This is a genomic window from Pseudoalteromonas sp. NZS11 (genome assembly GCF_015864765.1).
Taxonomy (GTDB): Bacteria; Pseudomonadota; Gammaproteobacteria; order Enterobacterales; family Alteromonadaceae; genus Pseudoalteromonas; species Pseudoalteromonas arctica.
This window is the reverse complement of record NZ_JADYWP010000002.1, coordinates 544,271-560,970: the sequence shown is the minus strand read 5'-3', so window position 1 is coordinate 560,970 and position 16,700 is coordinate 544,271. Positions and strand designations below refer to the sequence as shown.

General features: G+C 37.4%; 14 protein-coding genes and 1 riboswitch. Of the genes, 8 read left to right on the top strand and 6 right to left on the bottom strand.

Translation table 11 applies throughout. From position 1 onward, the window contains the following. Positions 1 to 15 precede the first annotated feature (15 nt). A complete protein-coding gene (locus tag I6E82_RS06160) occupies positions 16 to 573 on the bottom strand; it encodes a TMEM165/GDT1 family protein (RefSeq protein ID WP_101164254.1) in 558 nt (185 codons plus the stop codon). Positions 574 to 656: 83 nt separating this feature from the next. After that, positions 657 to 759, bottom strand: a riboswitch (yybP-ykoY riboswitch). A gap of 353 nt (positions 760 to 1,112) precedes the next feature. Here I6E82_RS06160 and I6E82_RS06155 point away from each other — a divergent pair. Both I6E82_RS06155 and I6E82_RS06150 read left to right on the top strand, forming a co-directional pair. Further along, positions 1,113 to 1,868 carry a hypothetical protein gene (locus tag I6E82_RS06155; protein ID WP_138585715.1) on the top strand — a complete coding sequence of 252 codons (756 nt, stop codon included), beginning with the start codon at positions 1,113 to 1,115 and terminating at the stop codon, positions 1,866 to 1,868. Between the two features lie 477 nt (positions 1,869 to 2,345). Then, positions 2,346 to 2,540, top strand: coding sequence for a (2Fe-2S)-binding protein (locus I6E82_RS06150; protein ID WP_002960627.1), 195 nt, complete (start codon positions 2,346 to 2,348; stop codon positions 2,538 to 2,540). Positions 2,541 to 2,605: 65 nt separating this feature from the next. Here the strand turns inward: I6E82_RS06150 and bfr (I6E82_RS06145) are convergent, their stop codons facing one another. From bfr (I6E82_RS06145) to I6E82_RS06125, 5 genes are all read right to left on the bottom strand, one after another. After that, a complete protein-coding gene (gene bfr / locus I6E82_RS06145; RefSeq protein WP_024593101.1) occupies positions 2,606 to 3,070 on the bottom strand; it encodes a bacterioferritin in 465 nt (154 codons plus the stop codon). A 12-nt stretch (positions 3,071 to 3,082) separates the two neighbouring features. Then, positions 3,083 to 3,553 carry a bacterioferritin gene (gene bfr / locus I6E82_RS06140; protein ID WP_002958985.1) on the bottom strand — a complete coding sequence of 157 codons (471 nt, stop codon included), beginning with the start codon at positions 3,551 to 3,553 and terminating at the stop codon, positions 3,083 to 3,085. Positions 3,554 to 3,807: 254 nt separating this feature from the next. Beyond that, a complete protein-coding gene (locus I6E82_RS06135) occupies positions 3,808 to 5,943 on the bottom strand; it encodes a TonB-dependent receptor (protein ID WP_197117145.1) in 2,136 nt (711 codons plus the stop codon). Between the two features lie 72 nt (positions 5,944 to 6,015). Next, the gene (locus I6E82_RS06130) at positions 6,016 to 7,086 is read right to left on the bottom strand and encodes a PepSY-associated TM helix domain-containing protein (protein ID WP_197117143.1); all 1,071 of its coding nucleotides are present in this window, start codon (positions 7,084 to 7,086) and stop codon (positions 6,016 to 6,018) included. 114 nt (positions 7,087 to 7,200) lie between these two features. After that, the gene (locus I6E82_RS06125; RefSeq protein WP_197117141.1) at positions 7,201 to 8,067 is read right to left on the bottom strand and encodes a cation diffusion facilitator family transporter; all 867 of its coding nucleotides are present in this window, start codon (positions 8,065 to 8,067) and stop codon (positions 7,201 to 7,203) included. Between the two features lie 251 nt (positions 8,068 to 8,318). Here I6E82_RS06125 and I6E82_RS06120 point away from each other — a divergent pair, with 251 nt between their 5' ends. The 6 genes from I6E82_RS06120 (at position 8,319) to I6E82_RS06095 (ending at position 16,688) form a co-directional block, all read left to right on the top strand. Continuing rightward, complete coding sequence (locus I6E82_RS06120; protein WP_197117139.1) at positions 8,319 to 13,082, top strand: PAS domain-containing protein; 4,764 nt, start codon at positions 8,319 to 8,321, stop codon at positions 13,080 to 13,082. Between the two features lie 12 nt (positions 13,083 to 13,094). Next, the gene (locus tag I6E82_RS06115) at positions 13,095 to 13,577 is read left to right on the top strand and encodes a GNAT family N-acetyltransferase (RefSeq protein WP_024593105.1); all 483 of its coding nucleotides are present in this window, start codon (positions 13,095 to 13,097) and stop codon (positions 13,575 to 13,577) included. A gap of 79 nt (positions 13,578 to 13,656) precedes the next feature. After that, positions 13,657 to 14,163 (top strand): hypothetical protein, encoded by a 507-nt coding sequence (locus tag I6E82_RS06110; protein WP_007582333.1) that lies wholly within the window; start codon positions 13,657 to 13,659, stop codon positions 14,161 to 14,163. A 16-nt stretch (positions 14,164 to 14,179) separates the two neighbouring features. Beyond that, on the top strand, positions 14,180 to 14,791 hold the full coding sequence (locus I6E82_RS06105; RefSeq protein ID WP_197117137.1) for a superoxide dismutase: 612 nt from the start codon (positions 14,180 to 14,182) through the stop codon (positions 14,789 to 14,791). 74 nt (positions 14,792 to 14,865) lie between these two features. Further along, a complete protein-coding gene (locus I6E82_RS06100) occupies positions 14,866 to 16,218 on the top strand; it encodes a DNA-3-methyladenine glycosylase 2 family protein (RefSeq protein WP_197117135.1) in 1,353 nt (450 codons plus the stop codon). After that, positions 16,218 to 16,688: a methylated-DNA--[protein]-cysteine S-methyltransferase gene (locus I6E82_RS06095; protein WP_197117133.1), complete on the top strand. Its 471-nt coding sequence runs from the start codon at positions 16,218 to 16,220 to the stop codon at positions 16,686 to 16,688. Before I6E82_RS06100 ends, I6E82_RS06095 begins: the two co-directional genes overlap by 1 nt. The last annotated feature ends 12 nt before the right edge of the window (positions 16,689 to 16,700 follow it).

Genomic DNA, 16,700 nt, shown 5'->3' with positions numbered 1-16,700 from the left:
GAGCTTTAATATTGATTAAATTGTAACTAAGCCATAAATACCTAATGACACAAACACAAAAGCAGCAATAGCACGTACGGTGTTTAGCGATATTCTTTTTAGTAATGCATTACCAGCGTATATAACAGGCACGTTAGCAATTAGCATACCTAACGTGGTTCCTACCGTTACCCAAAACACAGACTGATATTGTGCGCCTAACAACACCGTCGCTATTTGTGTTTTATCACCAATTTCTGCAATAAAAAATAATACAAAAGCGACTAAAAAAGCTCCGTAGCTATCATATTTACTACTTACAGCTTCGTCCTTGTCTGGAACTAGCAACCAAAGTCCAACTACAATAAAGCTTATGTTTACAAGCCAAGGTAAATATTCAGAAGAAAAACTATTACTTAACCACTGCCCAAACCATGCTGATAAACCATGATTGAGTAAGGTTGCGGCTAAAATACCAAGAATAAGCGCGCCTTTATTACGAAAGCGGGCGGCTAACAGGAGCGATAAAAGCTGGGTTTTATCGCCTATTTCGGCAAGTGTGACAGTGACGGTTGAGGTTAAAAAAACTTCCATTATTGATTCTTACAGGCGGGAATACTAAACCAAGGCAAACAACTATCTCCCGCCATGAGGATAGTGTCTACCTAGGTCTCGCCGATAACGCTTGCTACAACATTACAAACTTACCATGCACATGAGGTGCAATTATGTTGATAAGTTTACTCATTACTGAGCGGGCTACTCCCCTAAGAGACGGGCATTATTCCACAAAACTTTTGAGCGGTAAATATTAAGAATCGAATATAGTTAATTTATTCGGGAGTAATAAAGTTAGCTTTTGGCAATTAGTTGATAGTCAGGAAAGAGCGAAAACCGGACAATGAAAAAGTTAAGTTTATTCCTGTGTTTTGAGTAGAATCTAATTTTGTCCAATAACATTATTAAACGCCGTTTTGGGGCAAAATAACATGCCTAATTCCGAGCTGTTTTAATCACATGTTTACAAAAGTGATTATTGGTGAAATTATCAGGATATGTAATATACGCCGTTTTGGTGTGTTATAAACCACCAAAATGGTGTTCAATAAGCCGTTATGTTTCAAATGGAATCTATGAATTTAAACGATTTTCAAAAAAAAGTACTTAAAGAAGCTAGTTCCACTTCTGGTTATGGTGGCTTTGCAGTGAAATCTAGCATCCGACACATGGAACGCTCCGTATTGTTGCGTGAAAGTATGCCAGAAATAGCAGCTTTTGTTGCAATTACCGCAGAGGAAGAGTCAGCAACGGCAATATTTGCAGCGTTAAAAAAGCGACGATATGCTAATGCTAATAAATTGAAATCTTGGGATCACAAACACAAATCAGGTATTTCACAATTCTTTGATTTAATTGGTGGCGCGCTGGGTATTTTAAAAAATGAAATTCCATTGGAGCTTTTTTTTGACTCTTTAAACGGAAACAAAAAAGAAAAACTGTGGGTTAGAATGCCAATTGGTGAAGATGGAGACAAAAAGATATGCATTGTTCCACAGCCACCACTAAATCTTGTCTCTGTAGAGCCTAACGGAAAAGCAACCGATTATTTATTGAAAGTTCGTGAAATAGCATCTGATCGTGGCATTGACTCGATATTCAAATACATTCAAGAAATTGCAAATGAAAGAAATAAAATGCTTTATGCATCAAATTCCTCAGTTTCTAAAGTTACTAACATCGATGAAGTCCTTACAAAGCACTTGAGTTCTGCATACCGTAATCATCTTATTTATTTACTTATTGATCAGCATGCACATCAAAATTTGGTTCAAGAAGCTTTAGATGTATTTCTAATTATTCTCAAAAGAATCGACGAAAAAGAAACATAATCGAGGTGCTAATTGTGGGCCTGCACCTGGTAAACTATCAATGACCGCTCATGGCACTCTCCAGCCACTCGACAACATAAAATGTTGATAATAATTGGCAAGGTATTTTACTGTGTCGGATGGCGCTTCGCTTATCCGACCTACACTGGCACAAACCGGAAATCACCCATCCATAAATTTCGTATTTATACATTAAGGTTTTTAAAGCCTTAAAGTAATTAATTCTGAACCATTCAAATATTTACCTAAACCTAATCTTACTTAAATTTAAGGTAGACTCTAATTAATAAATCTCAATCTGAGTGCCACGCCTTGCTTAAAATTAAAACTATTCTCAAGCTGCCGCGAATTCTCAACTTAAGTGGCGCTGGCCAAAAAAAATTCAAATAATACACATTTTTTCAAATAACAATTGATAACCATTTTCGTTTAGATTAGTATGCACCTACTAAATGAAATTGAGAGTGGTTTGTATTCATGTATATTTGTCTATGTCACGGTGTGACTGATAAAAAAATTGAGCAAACAATTGACGATGGTGCAACAACCATGCGTGAATTAACTAAAGAGCTTAAAGTAGGCAGCCAATGCGGTAAGTGTTGTGGTTGTACTAAAAAGATCCTTAATCGCAGACTTATTCAGATTGCGGATGTGACGGATCAAGTTGCTTAATTACATATAAAATTTAGATATAAAAAAAGCAGCTTTTTAGCTGCTTTTTTTATGCTTGTTACTATTTACAGTTGAGACTGCAAGTAGTTTTTAATACCCGTATTTTTAATAAGTAATTGTTGGGTTTCTAACCAATCAATTTGCTCTTCTTGCTCATTTAAAATGTGGTCAAGGGCTTCACGGGTAATATAATCTTTTTTGCTTTCAGCCAGTTTAACTGCGCTTTGTAACTCACCAATAGTATCAAGTTCAAAACTCATGTTAGCTGCAATCATTTCTTCGCTGTTTTCACCAATACGCAGTCGGCCTAGGTCTTGAAGATTTGGTAAACCTTCTAAAAACAAAATACGTTCGATTAAACGATCGGCGTTTTTCATTTTTTGAATAGATACTTTGTAATCTGCTTTGTCTAGTTGAGTGAAGCCAAAATCTTTAAACATGCGTGCATGTAGAAAGTATTGGTTAATACCAACAAGCTCATTAGCGAGTACTTTATTAAGCGCTGCAATAACGTCTTTATCGCCTTTCATAATATGCTCCTACTAAGCCATTTGTGCTTGATGATAATTTTCAGAACCAATCTTATCAATTAAGCCAAGTTGTTGCTCTAACCAGTAAACATGATCTTCTTCGGTATCAAATAACAGTTTTTCTAAAATGCTACGAGATTGATAATCTTGTTGTTCTTCACATATTGCGATAACGTCTTTAACACACGCAACTACTTCAAGTTCTAGTGTTAAATCGTTTTGCATCATGCTTTTTACGTCGTTACCGATAAGTAAATCACGGCGTTTAGTCATATTTGGTACACCTTCTAAAAACAAGATGCGCTTAATAAGCCAGTCTGCGTGATCTTTTTCTTCTTCCATTTCGTGGTTAAGGCGCTCGTATAGTTTGTTTAAACCCCAGTCGTCATACATGCGCGAGTGTATAAAATACTGGTCGATTGCTGCTAATTCGTTAGCTAACAATGTATTAAACGCATCGATTACTTTTTGATTACCTTTCATGATAAATCGCCTTAACTATTTCAATTGTATGCAGTGTAGTACAAATAGCCTATATTGCAAGTTTTCTCTATAAAAATCATTGCGTTACTATTGGTTTTGATTCTTATTTAAGTTTGCGTTACTGCTTGGTTTATGGACAGTTTTTTATTTGCATTAGCATCTAATAGACGCCTTAAATAAAAAAGTGAGACGTCTATTTATGTGGGATTTGTTAAGCATATAGGCATGCAGGGCATGCCTATAGTGTTTATTTGTTAAAATTGGTATGTAGCACCCAATGTTGCAGTTGTGCCTAATCCTTTAATGTTGTACCCACCGTAAGTATATGCTTGTGCGCGGGCTGGGTAGTAATCACTATTGAAAAGGTTTTCTATTCCAAAATAGCCACTCCACTTGGCGTTAACATTGTATTGGCCACTTAAGTTAAATGTGTTGTAGCTACTAACAGGGCCCTGATCGCCGGAGTATTGGCCTTGTGCGTTTTTATCAAAGCGCTTTCTGTCGCCTACGTATAAAAAGCTCATTGCAAGTGATAGTTCGTCATTTGTTTGCCATGTTACATTCGCTGTTGCTTTAGGTGGGCTAATTTGGCTTGCGCCTAAATAGTCATCTGTCTCGGTGTTTTTACCTTCAACATAGCTGTAAGTAGCACTTAATTTAAGGTCTTGGGTAATAGTGTAGTTAACTAGTCCTTCGTAACCCCATATTTCTTGTGGTGCACGCACGGGTTCGTAAACACCCGTTACTTCATTATATTCACTACTTGTACCAAGCTCTGAGGTACTTCTGTAAAGTGCAAATTCAAAACGCACGTTTTCAAACTGTGAGGTAAAACCAACTTCGTAATTATCGATTATTGAAGCTTGGGTTTGAATAAGCGCAATATCTTCAACGGTCGCAGAGCGAAGTAGGCGACCAATATCAGAAATGTCAGAGCCTTGTGAGTAACTAAAAAACGGACTAAACGCCTCTGTTAAATTGTATTTTATACCAGCGTTATAGGTTGTCGCGTCGTAATTAATACTGTCGCCACGCACACTCAATGGCACTGAGCATTGTGATTCGGTTCTGCACAGCTTTAATGTTTGATAATCACTTACGCTCAAATCGATGCTTTCGTTTCTTACGCCTGCTTTTAGGATAATATCATCGTTTATTACCCATTTTGTTTGTAAAAAGCCGGCAATACTTTCCATGTCCATTTCTGGCACCCACACTCGGCCATCTACTAAAGGTTGCGATGTTTTATCGTTTAAGGCATCAATGCCGTAGATTAGGGTGGCTGTTACATTTTCAAAATCAAACTGGCTATTAAACGTGGCTCGTGCACCTTGTTTATCTGATTTAATAACCGATTGACCACCGCTGTAACCTTCATCAAGATTGGCTAAAGCGGTTGAGAAAAAGAACACGTTTTCTATATTTTGTTTATATAGATCGAGGGTCATTTGTGTGTTTTCAAACAGCGCGTAATCAACATATTTTAGGGTTATATTCTCGTTGCCTTCAGGGCCTTGCGGTTTACCTTGTTTTTGAAGCTCTAAAGGGACGTGTATAGCGTATGTTTTTTCCCCTATATTGCCATCGCCAGTCACATCGCCTAAGTCTGTTTTTTGTTGTGAGCTGTAAAAGTTGTAGCTAAACTGAAGTTGTTTTTCGTCGTCAAAATCGTAACTTAACTTTGTAAAGTAGTTTTGAGTTTCAGAATCAGATAAACCATATTGCAAGCCTAAAATATCGCCCTGTGCATCGCGTTGTACGCCGTTTTCTTCATAGCTTGCTGTTAGTAGATAGCTTAGTTTATCAAGTTTACCGTTCACTGCTGCTGATATTCTACCGCCGCCACTTTCTGCTAACTTAACAGCGCTAAAGCGACTTGAAATACTTATTTCGCCTTCCGGTTTACCATCACTACGCGCTTGTTTTGTTATGTAGTTAATAATGCCACCTGAGGCACCATTACCATAAATAGAGGTTGCTCCTTTTATGACTTCAATGCGCGCTATTGCGCTTGCGTCTAACGTTTTTACACCTAATGAACCATTACGAAGAGGGGTTGATTGCGGTACGCCATCAATCATTATTAATGGCGCGCGACCACGCAGTGTTTGTCCTGAATTACTTGAGCTGCCAGTGTTAGGTGCAAGGCCTGGAACCATTTGCGCGAGTAAACTCCCCAGCTCTGAGCTTACTTTTAAATGCTGCTGTATTTGTTGCTGATTAATAACGGTAATTGAGGCTGGTACTTCGTCAATGCTTTCTGATATTCGGCTGCCAGATACAATCACATGCTCTAACTGATCAGAAGTGTATTCATTTTTATTATTTTCATTTGCTAACGTGTTAGCACTTATTGCAATAGCAATAAGGCAAAGCGAAGTTTTTAACATAGAGTGTCTTAGTTGATAACAATTTACGTAATGGTAATTATTATCAACTAATGACACAAGTGTTAATGAGATTTATTTCCATTTATGGCGTTTTAACCAAAAATATACACCGCTTACAATAAAAAATGCGAGTGAAAGGGCTATTAATAACCATAAAAACTGCACAATAGGACCTGCAAAATCACCAATGTGAAACTTATACTTAAAGTTCCATGCTTGTGTTGTGAAGTTGGTTTTACTGGCGTCAAATGAGTTTAATACTTTACCAGTAAATGGGTTAGTCCAAACCCAGCTGTAAGCGTGGCTTTCGCCAGGGTTTTGCATTCTCAGTGCAATTGCTTCGTCATCTTTTTTAGGTAAGTAAATTCTATATACTTTACCATCCGGAAATACGTTCTCTGCATTTTTAATTGCTTGATTGTAGTTTAACGCAGCTTGAGAAGGGGCTATTATTTTTGGCGCTTCAGGTCTTTGTTCTACTTTATTAAACGTCACAAATTCTAATACAGATTGAGTTTGTGTTTTCCAGTTAAATGCCATGCCAGTAAAGGCAATAAGCATAAGCGGTATAAAAAAGTAAACACCAAGCACCGTATGTAATTGATACATGAGCACTCTAAATTTGGCTTTTGGTTTTATAGCTAAACGTTTAACTCTGTTTTTGGGCTTTACCCATAAATAAAAGCCGAGTAATACATTTATTAAAAGTAGCAATGCACACACCGACATCCAATTTCGAAAGGTTTTTTCACCCTTACTGTTTTCAAACAACAGCCAGCGATGCAATCCCATCGCAAACCCATAAATAGTATCTGTTGATTCATAGACGTTTAGTACACTCCCAGAGTAGGGATTAACACTGGCGTAATATTTATTGGCTAACCTAAATTGCCATGCGGCGTTTGGCGCTTGTTCGGGCATAAAAAAAGTGATTTTTTGCTTAGTTTGAGTTTGTACATTTTGTATAAGCTCATCGTAATGCATTAAATTTTCTTGTGGTGTTACTTGCCATTTTGCAGGCTCTATTAAGTGCTGTATATCTTTTGCATAAATCATAACAGCACCGGTTAAGCTCACTATTAATAAAAATAGTCCGCTAATAAGGGCAAGGCCTAAATGAATTCTACGTAACCAAAGTTTCAAAAACGGTATCTCATTATGAGTTAATGGCAATATTGTAAATGATAATACGAGCTGTTTTCAATTAAATAGTTATGTATTTGGTTTAGCTTGTTATTAAGAGCATTAAATTGGGCTTTAATTTGCGATTGGTCGGATTTCTATTATGCAATTTTCGATATTAAAATTGTCGTGTAAAAAGCTTTTTATTGTTGGCAAATTAATTAAGTGCTGAGTGCTAATAACAAGCTCACAATAATTTTCTTTATCATCTAGTTGCCAAAGCTTAATGCTAACTACCGATTCGATATTAAATTCATTACTAATAGCATGTGATATTGCGTGTGTATCAATGTTGCTAGGCGCTGCTTGCATTAAAATTTTGAAGCTTTGCTTTAATAGTAAAATGCCATGAAAAATGACATAGATAGAAATAAGCACAGTGGCAATTAAATCAACAATATACCATTGGTATAAAATAATTAAGGTGCCTGCAATAATAACAACAATAGATGCCATTGCATCTGATACGTTATGAATAAAGGCCGCTTTTATATTTATACTGTGATTTGCTCCAGCTCGGTAGGTTAAATACGCTGTTGCTAAATCAATTACCAACGCTATTGCTGCCACCCACACAACTATCCAGCCATTAATTGGTTGAGGGTTTAAATAGCTCGAAATGGCTTCAAAAATTAAATACACGCCAATTAATATTAATGTACTGCTATTAAAAAGTGTGGCAAGTATTTCAGCGCGTTTATAGCCAAAATGATGAGTGCCGTCAGCAGGCTTATTACCAACTTTACGTGCAACCAAGGCTATAAATATAGCGGCAGCATCACTTAAATTATGAAGGGCATCGGCTATAAGTGACAAGCTGCCCGAAAATATCCCGCCAATAACTTGGGCTACGGTTAGCAATACATTAATAACCACAGCGACGGTGAGCTGTTTATTGCTTTGGTTTTCGTCTACATGACTATGTGAGTGATCGTGCGCCATAATGCCCTCAAACGCATTGATTAAATACTGCTTATATCACGAGGAGTTTAAAACAGCTACAGAAGTTGTAGCGTAAGCAAGTGTAATTATAAGTTAGTAATAAAGGCGTATTTTTTAAAAAATGTGAATTTAAGATTGTAACGCTAAATACCCAGTTTTTAAGGAGTTTACCGCTCAAAACTTGCGTCTTTATATATTTAGTGCATTAATGTAAGTAATATTAAATGATTATAAGTTGCTGGATATTAAGCATGGACAAAGGTTTAAACTTTGGTGAATTAACAGGTAAAGGACAGTCTGTTCGAAGTAAGTTAATTATAACCTTTATAATTATAGCCTTAGGGCCACTTTGTATACTTACGTGGTTTAGTCTTGAACATGTAAATAGCACGCTTAAACAAAATGCAGACACTGAACTTAACGAGCTTAATAATATAGGTAAGCAATTTGCTGATATTTGGTTTACAGACCATGTTAAAGATTTATATTTGCTTAGATCACAATTTGATATCAGCCCCAATAAAAAGCAAAAATTAATTAATCAATTTATTGAGCAGTATGATTTTGTTAATCATGTAGAGCTTATTGATGTAAACCTCGTTAATTCACTACCTTCATCACCTTTTTTAAATGTTATTAAAGAGCCGCGCTTTAATAACATACGTTCTGGGATTATAAATACAGGTAAAATCCAATTCCAGTCAATGACTGCCTCAGGGCGTGAATATCATATTATTGGCTTACCGATATTAAATGATGAAAATAAGCTACAAGCAATATTGCTTGCAGATATAAATTTAAATGGCTTATTAAATAATCTAAGTAAAATACACGCTGCTAATAAAGACATAACATTTTATGTTATGCACAATAATAAAATTCAAAAAAGTAATATTTCAGACGATACCCAACCATCATTTTTCTCTCCAAATGGCTCACCAACACAACGTGTTTTTTCTTATATTGATAAAAATGAAGTCACTTTATATGGGTATATTAATTCATTAGAGTTTTTAAATGAGTCTGGCTGGCAGCTACTTGTATCAAAACCAAAAGAAGTTGCACTACAAGGTGCTAATTATTATAAGCAGCTCGCTGTATTAACTAATTCAGGTGCCTTACTGCTGATATTAACGTTGTCGTGGTGGTTTGGTCGCCGGCTGTCTCAGCCTTTAATTAACTTAGCTAAAATTGTCGAAAATATTACAAAAGGCGATTTAGTTAAAGTTCCAATAATAAACGATAGCATTGAATTTAATCAGCTTTCATTGGGCTTACGTAAGTTAGTAGCCGTAAAAGAAGAACAACAAAGTATATTACAAAAACAACGTTCGGCACTTCAAATTGCATTAAAACAATTAGCAGAACAAAAAAGTGCATTAGATGAACATGCCATTGTTGCGGTAACTGACTTACATGGCACTATTACTTTTGTAAATAAGAAGTTTTGTGAGATCAGTGGTTTCGACGAACATGAATTAATAGGCGAAAATCATCGCTTATTAAATTCAGGTAAACACGAAAAAAAATTCTTTAAAAATATGTACAAAACGCTTAAACGCGGTGATGTATGGAACGGGCAAATCTGTAATAAAGCTAAAAATGGTGGTTTTTATTGGGTAGATACCACCATTGCACCATTTCTAGATGAAAACGGTATACCACAAAACTATATTGCTATTCGTACCGACATTACAGCGCTTAAGTTACAAGAGCTAGAGCTTGAACAGCACAAAACACAGCTACAACTAGTGATTGACTCAACAGCAGTGGGTATTTGGGATTGGTACATTGATACTAAAAATGTGACATTTAATAACCGCTGGGCCGAGATTATAGGTTACAAGCTCAGTGATATTGAACCTTGTACTATAGATACTTGGTATACCTACGCTCACCCTGATGATTTAGCTATGTCGGAGAAAAAACTTCAAGCGTATTTTTCCGGCGAGACTGACTATTATGTTAGTGAAGCCCGCATGAAGCATAAAAATGGGCATTGGATTTGGGTTCTCGATACTGCAAAAATAGTTGAGTGGAATACCGATGGCTCTCCAAAACGCATGATCGGTACGCATTTAGATATATCAGATCGAAAATCTACAGAGCTTGAGCTACAAGGAAGCCGAGACAGATTTGCATCTTTGGTATCAAATATCCCTGGCATTATTTATAGATGTAAGTTTGATGACAAATTAAGCATGCTTTACATGAGCGAGCAAGCGAGTGAAATTACCGGTTATTCACCCGATGAGTTGATACACAATGAAGACCTTTGCTTCTTTGATTTAATATGTGAAGACGATTCTCAAAAAATAAAAGATGAAATTATCCGTTGTGTTAGCGCTAAGCAGTCATGGTCTGTTGAGTATAGAATTAAAGCCCGCGATGGCTCTTTGCATTGGGTAAACGAAAAAGGCCAAGCGATTTACGCAGATGATGGCAATATATTGTATTTAGATGGATTTATTTTAGATATTACAGAACGTTACAATACACAATTAAAAATAAGCCGTCAGCAAAGCCTGCTTGAATCAATGAGTAAGCAAGGACAGATTGGTGCATGGGAGATGGACCTAGATGCGCATACTCTTTATTGGTCTGATGAAGTTAAAGTTATCCACGAAGTACCAGAGGGATTTGAGCCGAGGATAGATACTGCTATTGATTTTTATAAACCAGGAATACACCGAGACACTATAAGTACCTTATTTGAATGCGCTGTGACTTTAGGTGAAAGCTGGAGTGTAGAGCTTATTATTTTGACCTATTCGGGGCAAGAGCGTTGGGTTAAATCAATGGGCCAAGCAGAGCTTAAAGATGGTAAATGCGTACGTGTTTTTGGCTCATTTCAAAGTATTGATGCACATAAGCGCCTTGAACTCGAAAGCGAAAAAGCAAACCGCTATAACAAAAATTTAGCCGCGCTTACAGTCGCACCTGAAGTGCAAAATAGTGATGTAGAGCAAGTTAAAAAGCTAGCCGTTAAATCTATGTGCGAAGTGCTAAATGTTGCACGTGCGTCGGTATGGATTTTTAACGATCAACGAGATGTAATGACGTGTCATAGTTTATACATAGATGGACAAGGGTTTGTAGATACAGATGCTGTTTTAACTGCTAAAGACTATCCTGCATATTATAACGCCATTTATAAGCAAAACTTAGTAGCCATTGATGATGTTTATACCCATCCAGCAACTGTTGATTTTATAGAAGCGTATACAAAGCCATTAAATATTAAATCGATGCTTGATGCAGTAATAGCAACTGGTGATGGTAATTTAGGTATTTTGTGCGCTGAAACGGTAGGCGAACATCACAATTGGACACAAAGCGAAGAAACGTATCTTCGATCATTGGCTACTTTAGTGGGAAGTACTTTAATTTCTCAGCAACGAAAAGTAATCAGTGAGGAGTTAAAAGTAGCCCTTGTAAAAGCAGAAGATGCAGCCATTGCGAAGAGCCAATTTTTAGCAACCATGAGCCATGAAATAAGAACGCCAATGAATGGTGTACTCGGTATGCTAGAACTTGTTCAATTAGAGTCACTCCCTAAACCAATAGAAACAAAAGTAGGTATAGCCAAAACAAGTGCGCATTCTTTATTGGGTGTAATTAACGATATTTTAGATTTCTCTAAAGCCGAAGCGGGTAAAATCGAACTTGAAGAGATTAACTTTAATGGACGTGATTTAATTGGCGAAGTTGCTGCCGCACAAGCATTGACTGCTCAAGAAAAAGGTATAGAAATAATTTTAGATTTGGTAGCGCTAGAGCCTTCGCAGTTATGCGGAGATCCTGGGCGCATTCGACAAGTACTTACTAATTTGCTGAGTAACGCCGTTAAGTTTACGAGTAAGGGCGAGGTTGTGGTAAGCGCCAAAATTAATAAAGTGGCTCAAGGTTTAGAATTTGTTGCAAGTATAAAAGATTCAGGCATAGGAATAAGTGAAGAAAAGCAACAGCAGTTATTTACCCCTTTTTCTCAGGTAGATGCATCAACAACGCGTGAATACGGGGGCAGTGGCTTAGGGCTGGCTATTTGTAAGCAGCTTTGTGAGTTAATGGGAGGAGCAATTTCTCTTACAAGTGAAGCAGGTAAAGGGAGTACCTTTACCGCCACTATAATGTTAACTCCGGGAGATCAAAAAGAGCGTTATATTCCTAATATTAATATGGAAGAGCTAACAGTTTTAGTTGTTGACGATAACGAGACAAATCGAATTGTAATTTCACAACAGCTTGAACATTGGGGCGCTAAGGTTGCACTCGCATGTGATGCACATGAAGCACTTGATATGTGCGCGCAGCACTATAAAGATAAAAATTGCATGTATGATATTGCAGTGCTTGATATGCAAATGCCAGGAATGGATGGCATAGAGCTGTGTAAAGCACTAAAAGCACATGAACATTATAAATCAATGCCACTTGTAATGATGACCAGTATTGCAGGTATGGAAGGCGCGCAGCGTTATTCTGATGCTGGCTTTCAGGCATATTTTCCTAAACCAGTAACCACTGCCGATTTAATTTCTGCACTGTCGGTTATAACGAGTAATGATGCAGGCGAGACGCTCCCACTTGTTACGTCAGGCTATATTTCGTCACTTAAAAAAGAAAAGGCGCAGGAGTTTTCCCAAATACTACTGGTGGAAGATAATCCTATTAATCAACAGGTGGCTAAATTAATGCTCAAAAAGCTTAATTGTGACGTTACTATTGCCGGGAATGGCCAATTAGCGATTGATATATTAGAAGCGCATGATTCAGGATACTTTAAGCTCGTACTTATGGATTGCCAAATGCCTGTTATGGATGGTTTTGCTGCAACCGCTGCTATTCGTAAAGGCTTGGCGGGCATACAGCATAAAAACATTAAAATAATCGCTATCACCGCAAATGCAATGAACTCAGATAAAGAGCGTTGTATAACAGCTGGAATGGATGACTACTTGAGTAAACCTATTCAATTAGATATTTTAAAAGATAAATTAGAGCAGTATATTTAAGGTAAAAATACAATGAGCCAACCCGTTATAATACGTGATGCAAAACCAAGTGACGCAAAAACAATTTTGCACTTTATTACCGAACTTGCCATATATGAAAAAGAACCTGATGCAGTAAAAACAGACGAGCAGGCAATTTTAGATACTCTGTTTAGTGAAGGTGCAACTGCGCACAGCATAATTTGTTTAGAAGGTGATGAGCCAATTGGTTTTGCGGTATATTTTTATAATTACTCTACCTGGTTAGGTAAAAATGGCCTATACCTTGAAGATTTATACGTAAGCCCAGATAGCCGTGGCAATGGCGCAGGTAAAGCCATTATGAAGCACTTAGCTAATAAGGCGATTAGTAATAACTGTGGGCGTTTTGAATGGGTAGTGCTTGATTGGAATAAACCCGCTATCGATTTTTACAATAGCATTGGTGCAAAGCCGCAAAACGAGTGGATTATATATCGCTTAACAGGGCAGGAACTATTAGACTTCGCTAAATAGTTAATGAAAATCATTTGCATTTAGTTTTGTGGGTGTGTAAGTTAAATACACACTCATAAATAAACGTGCAGATGATTATATGATCTCAAGTCAAAAACAACCCCACTCAGATTTACTTTATCTTGATCAAGCATTAAGCCCTTGGCAGTCGAATATAATGCAAGGTAATTATGCATTTGAACAAGGTGCACTTCTCGAAGCCCGCGATAAATACTTATTAGCTAAAACACTTGCAGATCATCTTCTTCAGCAATTTTTATATGCTCAGATTAATAACACTGTCATTCATGCTATTGAGCACTGTATACCCGCACTTGTTGTTGCGTCACATAATTTAGCTGATACTTATATAGCTATGCAACAGCCTGAAAATGCATGCAAATGGCTATGCGAAGTACACTTAACACTCTCTTCATTAATTAAGCATACTCATTACGATATACAAAAAGTGAGTAAGCATCATTACATTAAAACTTCCTCTGAACTTGTGTCATTTGCAAGACGTTATCATTTTTTACCTGAGCTAATAGAGCAAGTGAATTTTTGCTTATGCTCTAAAGACTCAACAAACAGCCTGCTACATTAAAATAAAGGAGTAATTTATGGCGTTTACATTGCCAGCACTTGATTATGAATATGATGCGCTTGAGCCTCATTTAGACAGTAAAACGATGCATATTCACCACACATTGCATCATCAAACGTATATCAATAAAGCCAATGCTGCTTTAGCCGATACTGTATATGCAAACGCAAATGCTGAAAAATTACTTAAGGGAATAAACAGCCTGCCTAGTAATTTACAAAAAGCAGTACAAGAGCATGTAGGAGGGCATTTTAATCACAGCTTATTTTGGCAAGTAATGAGCCCACAAGGAGGAGGTCAACCAAGTGGTATTGTGGCTCAGGCTATAACTGAGCAACTAGGCAGTTTTGATAAATTTAAAGACCAATTTACAGCTGCGGCAATTAGCCAATTTGGTAGTGGTTGGGCGTGGTTATGTGTAACGCCAGATGAAAAGTTGATTGTAGAAAATAGTGCTAATCAAGATAGTCCTTTAATGCAGGGAAATATCCCTATTTTGGGACTTGATGTATGGGAGCATGCCTATTACTTAAAGTATCAAAATAAGCGCCCTGATTATATTGATGCATTTTATAATGTAATTAATTGGCAAGAAGTACAAAATCGCTATTTATTGGCTATTGGTTAAGTGCCGAATATGGCTAGTAATGTGAGTTTTTTTGTATAAGCTAGGCTTTATTAGGTTAACTTATAGAGCCGTTTATGGACACTTCACATTGGCAAAAAGCACGTCAGAGTCGCGATCCTCGTTTTGACGGGCTTTTTTACGTAGCGGTAAAAAGTACCGGTATTTATTGCAGACCTATTTGCCCTGCACCAACGGCTCACGAAAAAAACGTTGCTTATTATCAGTTTGCCCATAACGCGGCGCAAGATGGTTTTAGACCCTGCATTCGATGCAGGCCCGATAGTGCTCCTGGCAGCGCAGCATGGCAGGGTACAAAAACGACTGCACTTAGAGCAAAACAGTTAATAGATCAAAATGACGAGCACGACTGCGAAAAATTAGCAGCTCGTCTAGGTGTAAGTAGTCGTTATTTAAGACAGTTGTTTAAGCAGTATTTTGGCGTGTCGATTACGCAATATCGATTATTTAACCAATGTCACTTTGCTAAAAAGCTGATTCAAGAAACACATTTACCCCTTACCGAAATAGCGTTTGCAGCTGGCTTTAAAAGCATTAGGCGCTTTAATGATGCATTTTTACAGCAGTTAAATATAGCTCCCTCGAAGCTGCGCAGTGGCGATAAAAAACCAACGTCAACACTCACTTTAACCCTGCCATTTAGGCCGCCTTATAATTGGCCTGCTTTGCAGGGCTTTTTACAAAGGCGCTTGATAAAACCAATGGAGTGGATAACACAAACGAGCTACGGACGTACTTTTGCAAGTGAGGAATATAAAGGAAGCTTTACCGCTGAATTTATAGCGAGTAAAAATCACTTTAGTGTATCTATCAATATAGACAATACGGTGTACTTACAACCTGTTATAAATAATATACGCCGTGTGCTTGATTTAGATGCCGATATTAATTTAATTGAAACGCATTTAAGCGCCAATATAAACAATGCGTTTACAGTGTGTGAAGGGCTCAGACTTCCAGGGATTTGGTCAAGTTTTGAAGCCGGTATAAGGGCGGTACTCGGACAACAAGTGAGTGTTACTGCGGCGCATAATTTAGTAACAAAGTTAGTTGATGAATTAGGCGAAAAAGAGGGCGATACCGTTTATTTTCCTTCGGCTAAAATTGTTGCTAATAGTGATTTTGCATTTTTTAAAATGCCACAAGCACGTAAAAATGCGCTACACAACTTAGCCCAGTTTTGTGCACTAAATCCTGAAAATGACGATTTAGACGAATGGCTTTATTTAAAGGGAATTGGTCCTTGGACGGTAAATTATGCAAAGTTGCGAGGGCAAAGCCAGCCCGATATATTACTTGATGGTGACTTAGGTGTTAAAAAAGCTCAAGCGGCGGCAAACCCTTTCGTATCTGCTAACAGCGCTCCTTTTCGTTCTTACCTAACGTTTCAACTTTGGCAGCAATTATAATGATCATTCAAACATCCATTTCGAGCCCTATAGACGACATAATTATTCAAGCAACCGATAAAGGTGTGAGTTATGTTGGGTTTTATCCACCAGTTGAGCACTCTCATACGCCATTTGAGCAAGTTACTAACAAAGCGGTGCTTATTTGCGCTGCGCAGTTAAACGAGTACTTTGCAAAAAAACGCACTACTTTTGATGTACCACTTGATACAAACGGTACAGTATTTCAACAAAGCGTATGGCAAGCACTATTAACGGTACCTTTTGGACAGTCGCAAACATACGGCTATATTGCAAACCAACTCAATAACCCAAAAGCAGTGAGGGCAGTAGGCGCTGCGAATGGTAAAAATCCGATTAGTATTATAGTGCCTTGCCACCGAATTATTGGCGCAAATGCAAAGTTAACGGGCTATGCTGGTGGGCTTGATAGGAAACTTTGGTTGCTGAAACACGAAGGATTAATGTAAATTAATTTAACG

Coding starts and splice junctions, on each gene's coding strand:
- I6E82_RS06135 (WP_197117145.1), bottom strand. CDS start 5,943: ATGTTAAAAACTTCGCTTTGCCTTATTGCTATTGCAATAAGTGCTAAC.
- I6E82_RS06110 (WP_007582333.1), top strand. CDS start 13,657: ATGATCTCAAGTCAAAAACAACCCCACTCAGATTTACTTTATCTTGAT.
- I6E82_RS06105 (WP_197117137.1), top strand. CDS start 14,180: ATGGCGTTTACATTGCCAGCACTTGATTATGAATATGATGCGCTTGAG.
- bfr (WP_024593101.1), bottom strand. CDS start 3,070: ATGAAAGGCGATAAAGACGTTATTGCAGCGCTTAATAAAGTACTCGCT.
- I6E82_RS06120 (WP_197117139.1), top strand. CDS start 8,319: ATGGACAAAGGTTTAAACTTTGGTGAATTAACAGGTAAAGGACAGTCT.
- bfr (WP_002958985.1), bottom strand. CDS start 3,553: ATGAAAGGTAATCAAAAAGTAATCGATGCGTTTAATACATTGTTAGCT.
- I6E82_RS06100 (WP_197117135.1), top strand. CDS start 14,866: ATGGACACTTCACATTGGCAAAAAGCACGTCAGAGTCGCGATCCTCGT.
- I6E82_RS06150 (WP_002960627.1), top strand. CDS start 2,346: ATGTATATTTGTCTATGTCACGGTGTGACTGATAAAAAAATTGAGCAA.
- I6E82_RS06115 (WP_024593105.1), top strand. CDS start 13,095: ATGAGCCAACCCGTTATAATACGTGATGCAAAACCAAGTGACGCAAAA.
- I6E82_RS06125 (WP_197117141.1), bottom strand. CDS start 8,067: ATGGCGCACGATCACTCACATAGTCATGTAGACGAAAACCAAAGCAAT.
- I6E82_RS06155 (WP_138585715.1), top strand. CDS start 1,113: ATGAATTTAAACGATTTTCAAAAAAAAGTACTTAAAGAAGCTAGTTCC.
- I6E82_RS06160 (WP_101164254.1), bottom strand. CDS start 573: ATGGAAGTTTTTTTAACCTCAACCGTCACTGTCACACTTGCCGAAATA.
- I6E82_RS06095 (WP_197117133.1), top strand. CDS start 16,218: ATGATCATTCAAACATCCATTTCGAGCCCTATAGACGACATAATTATT.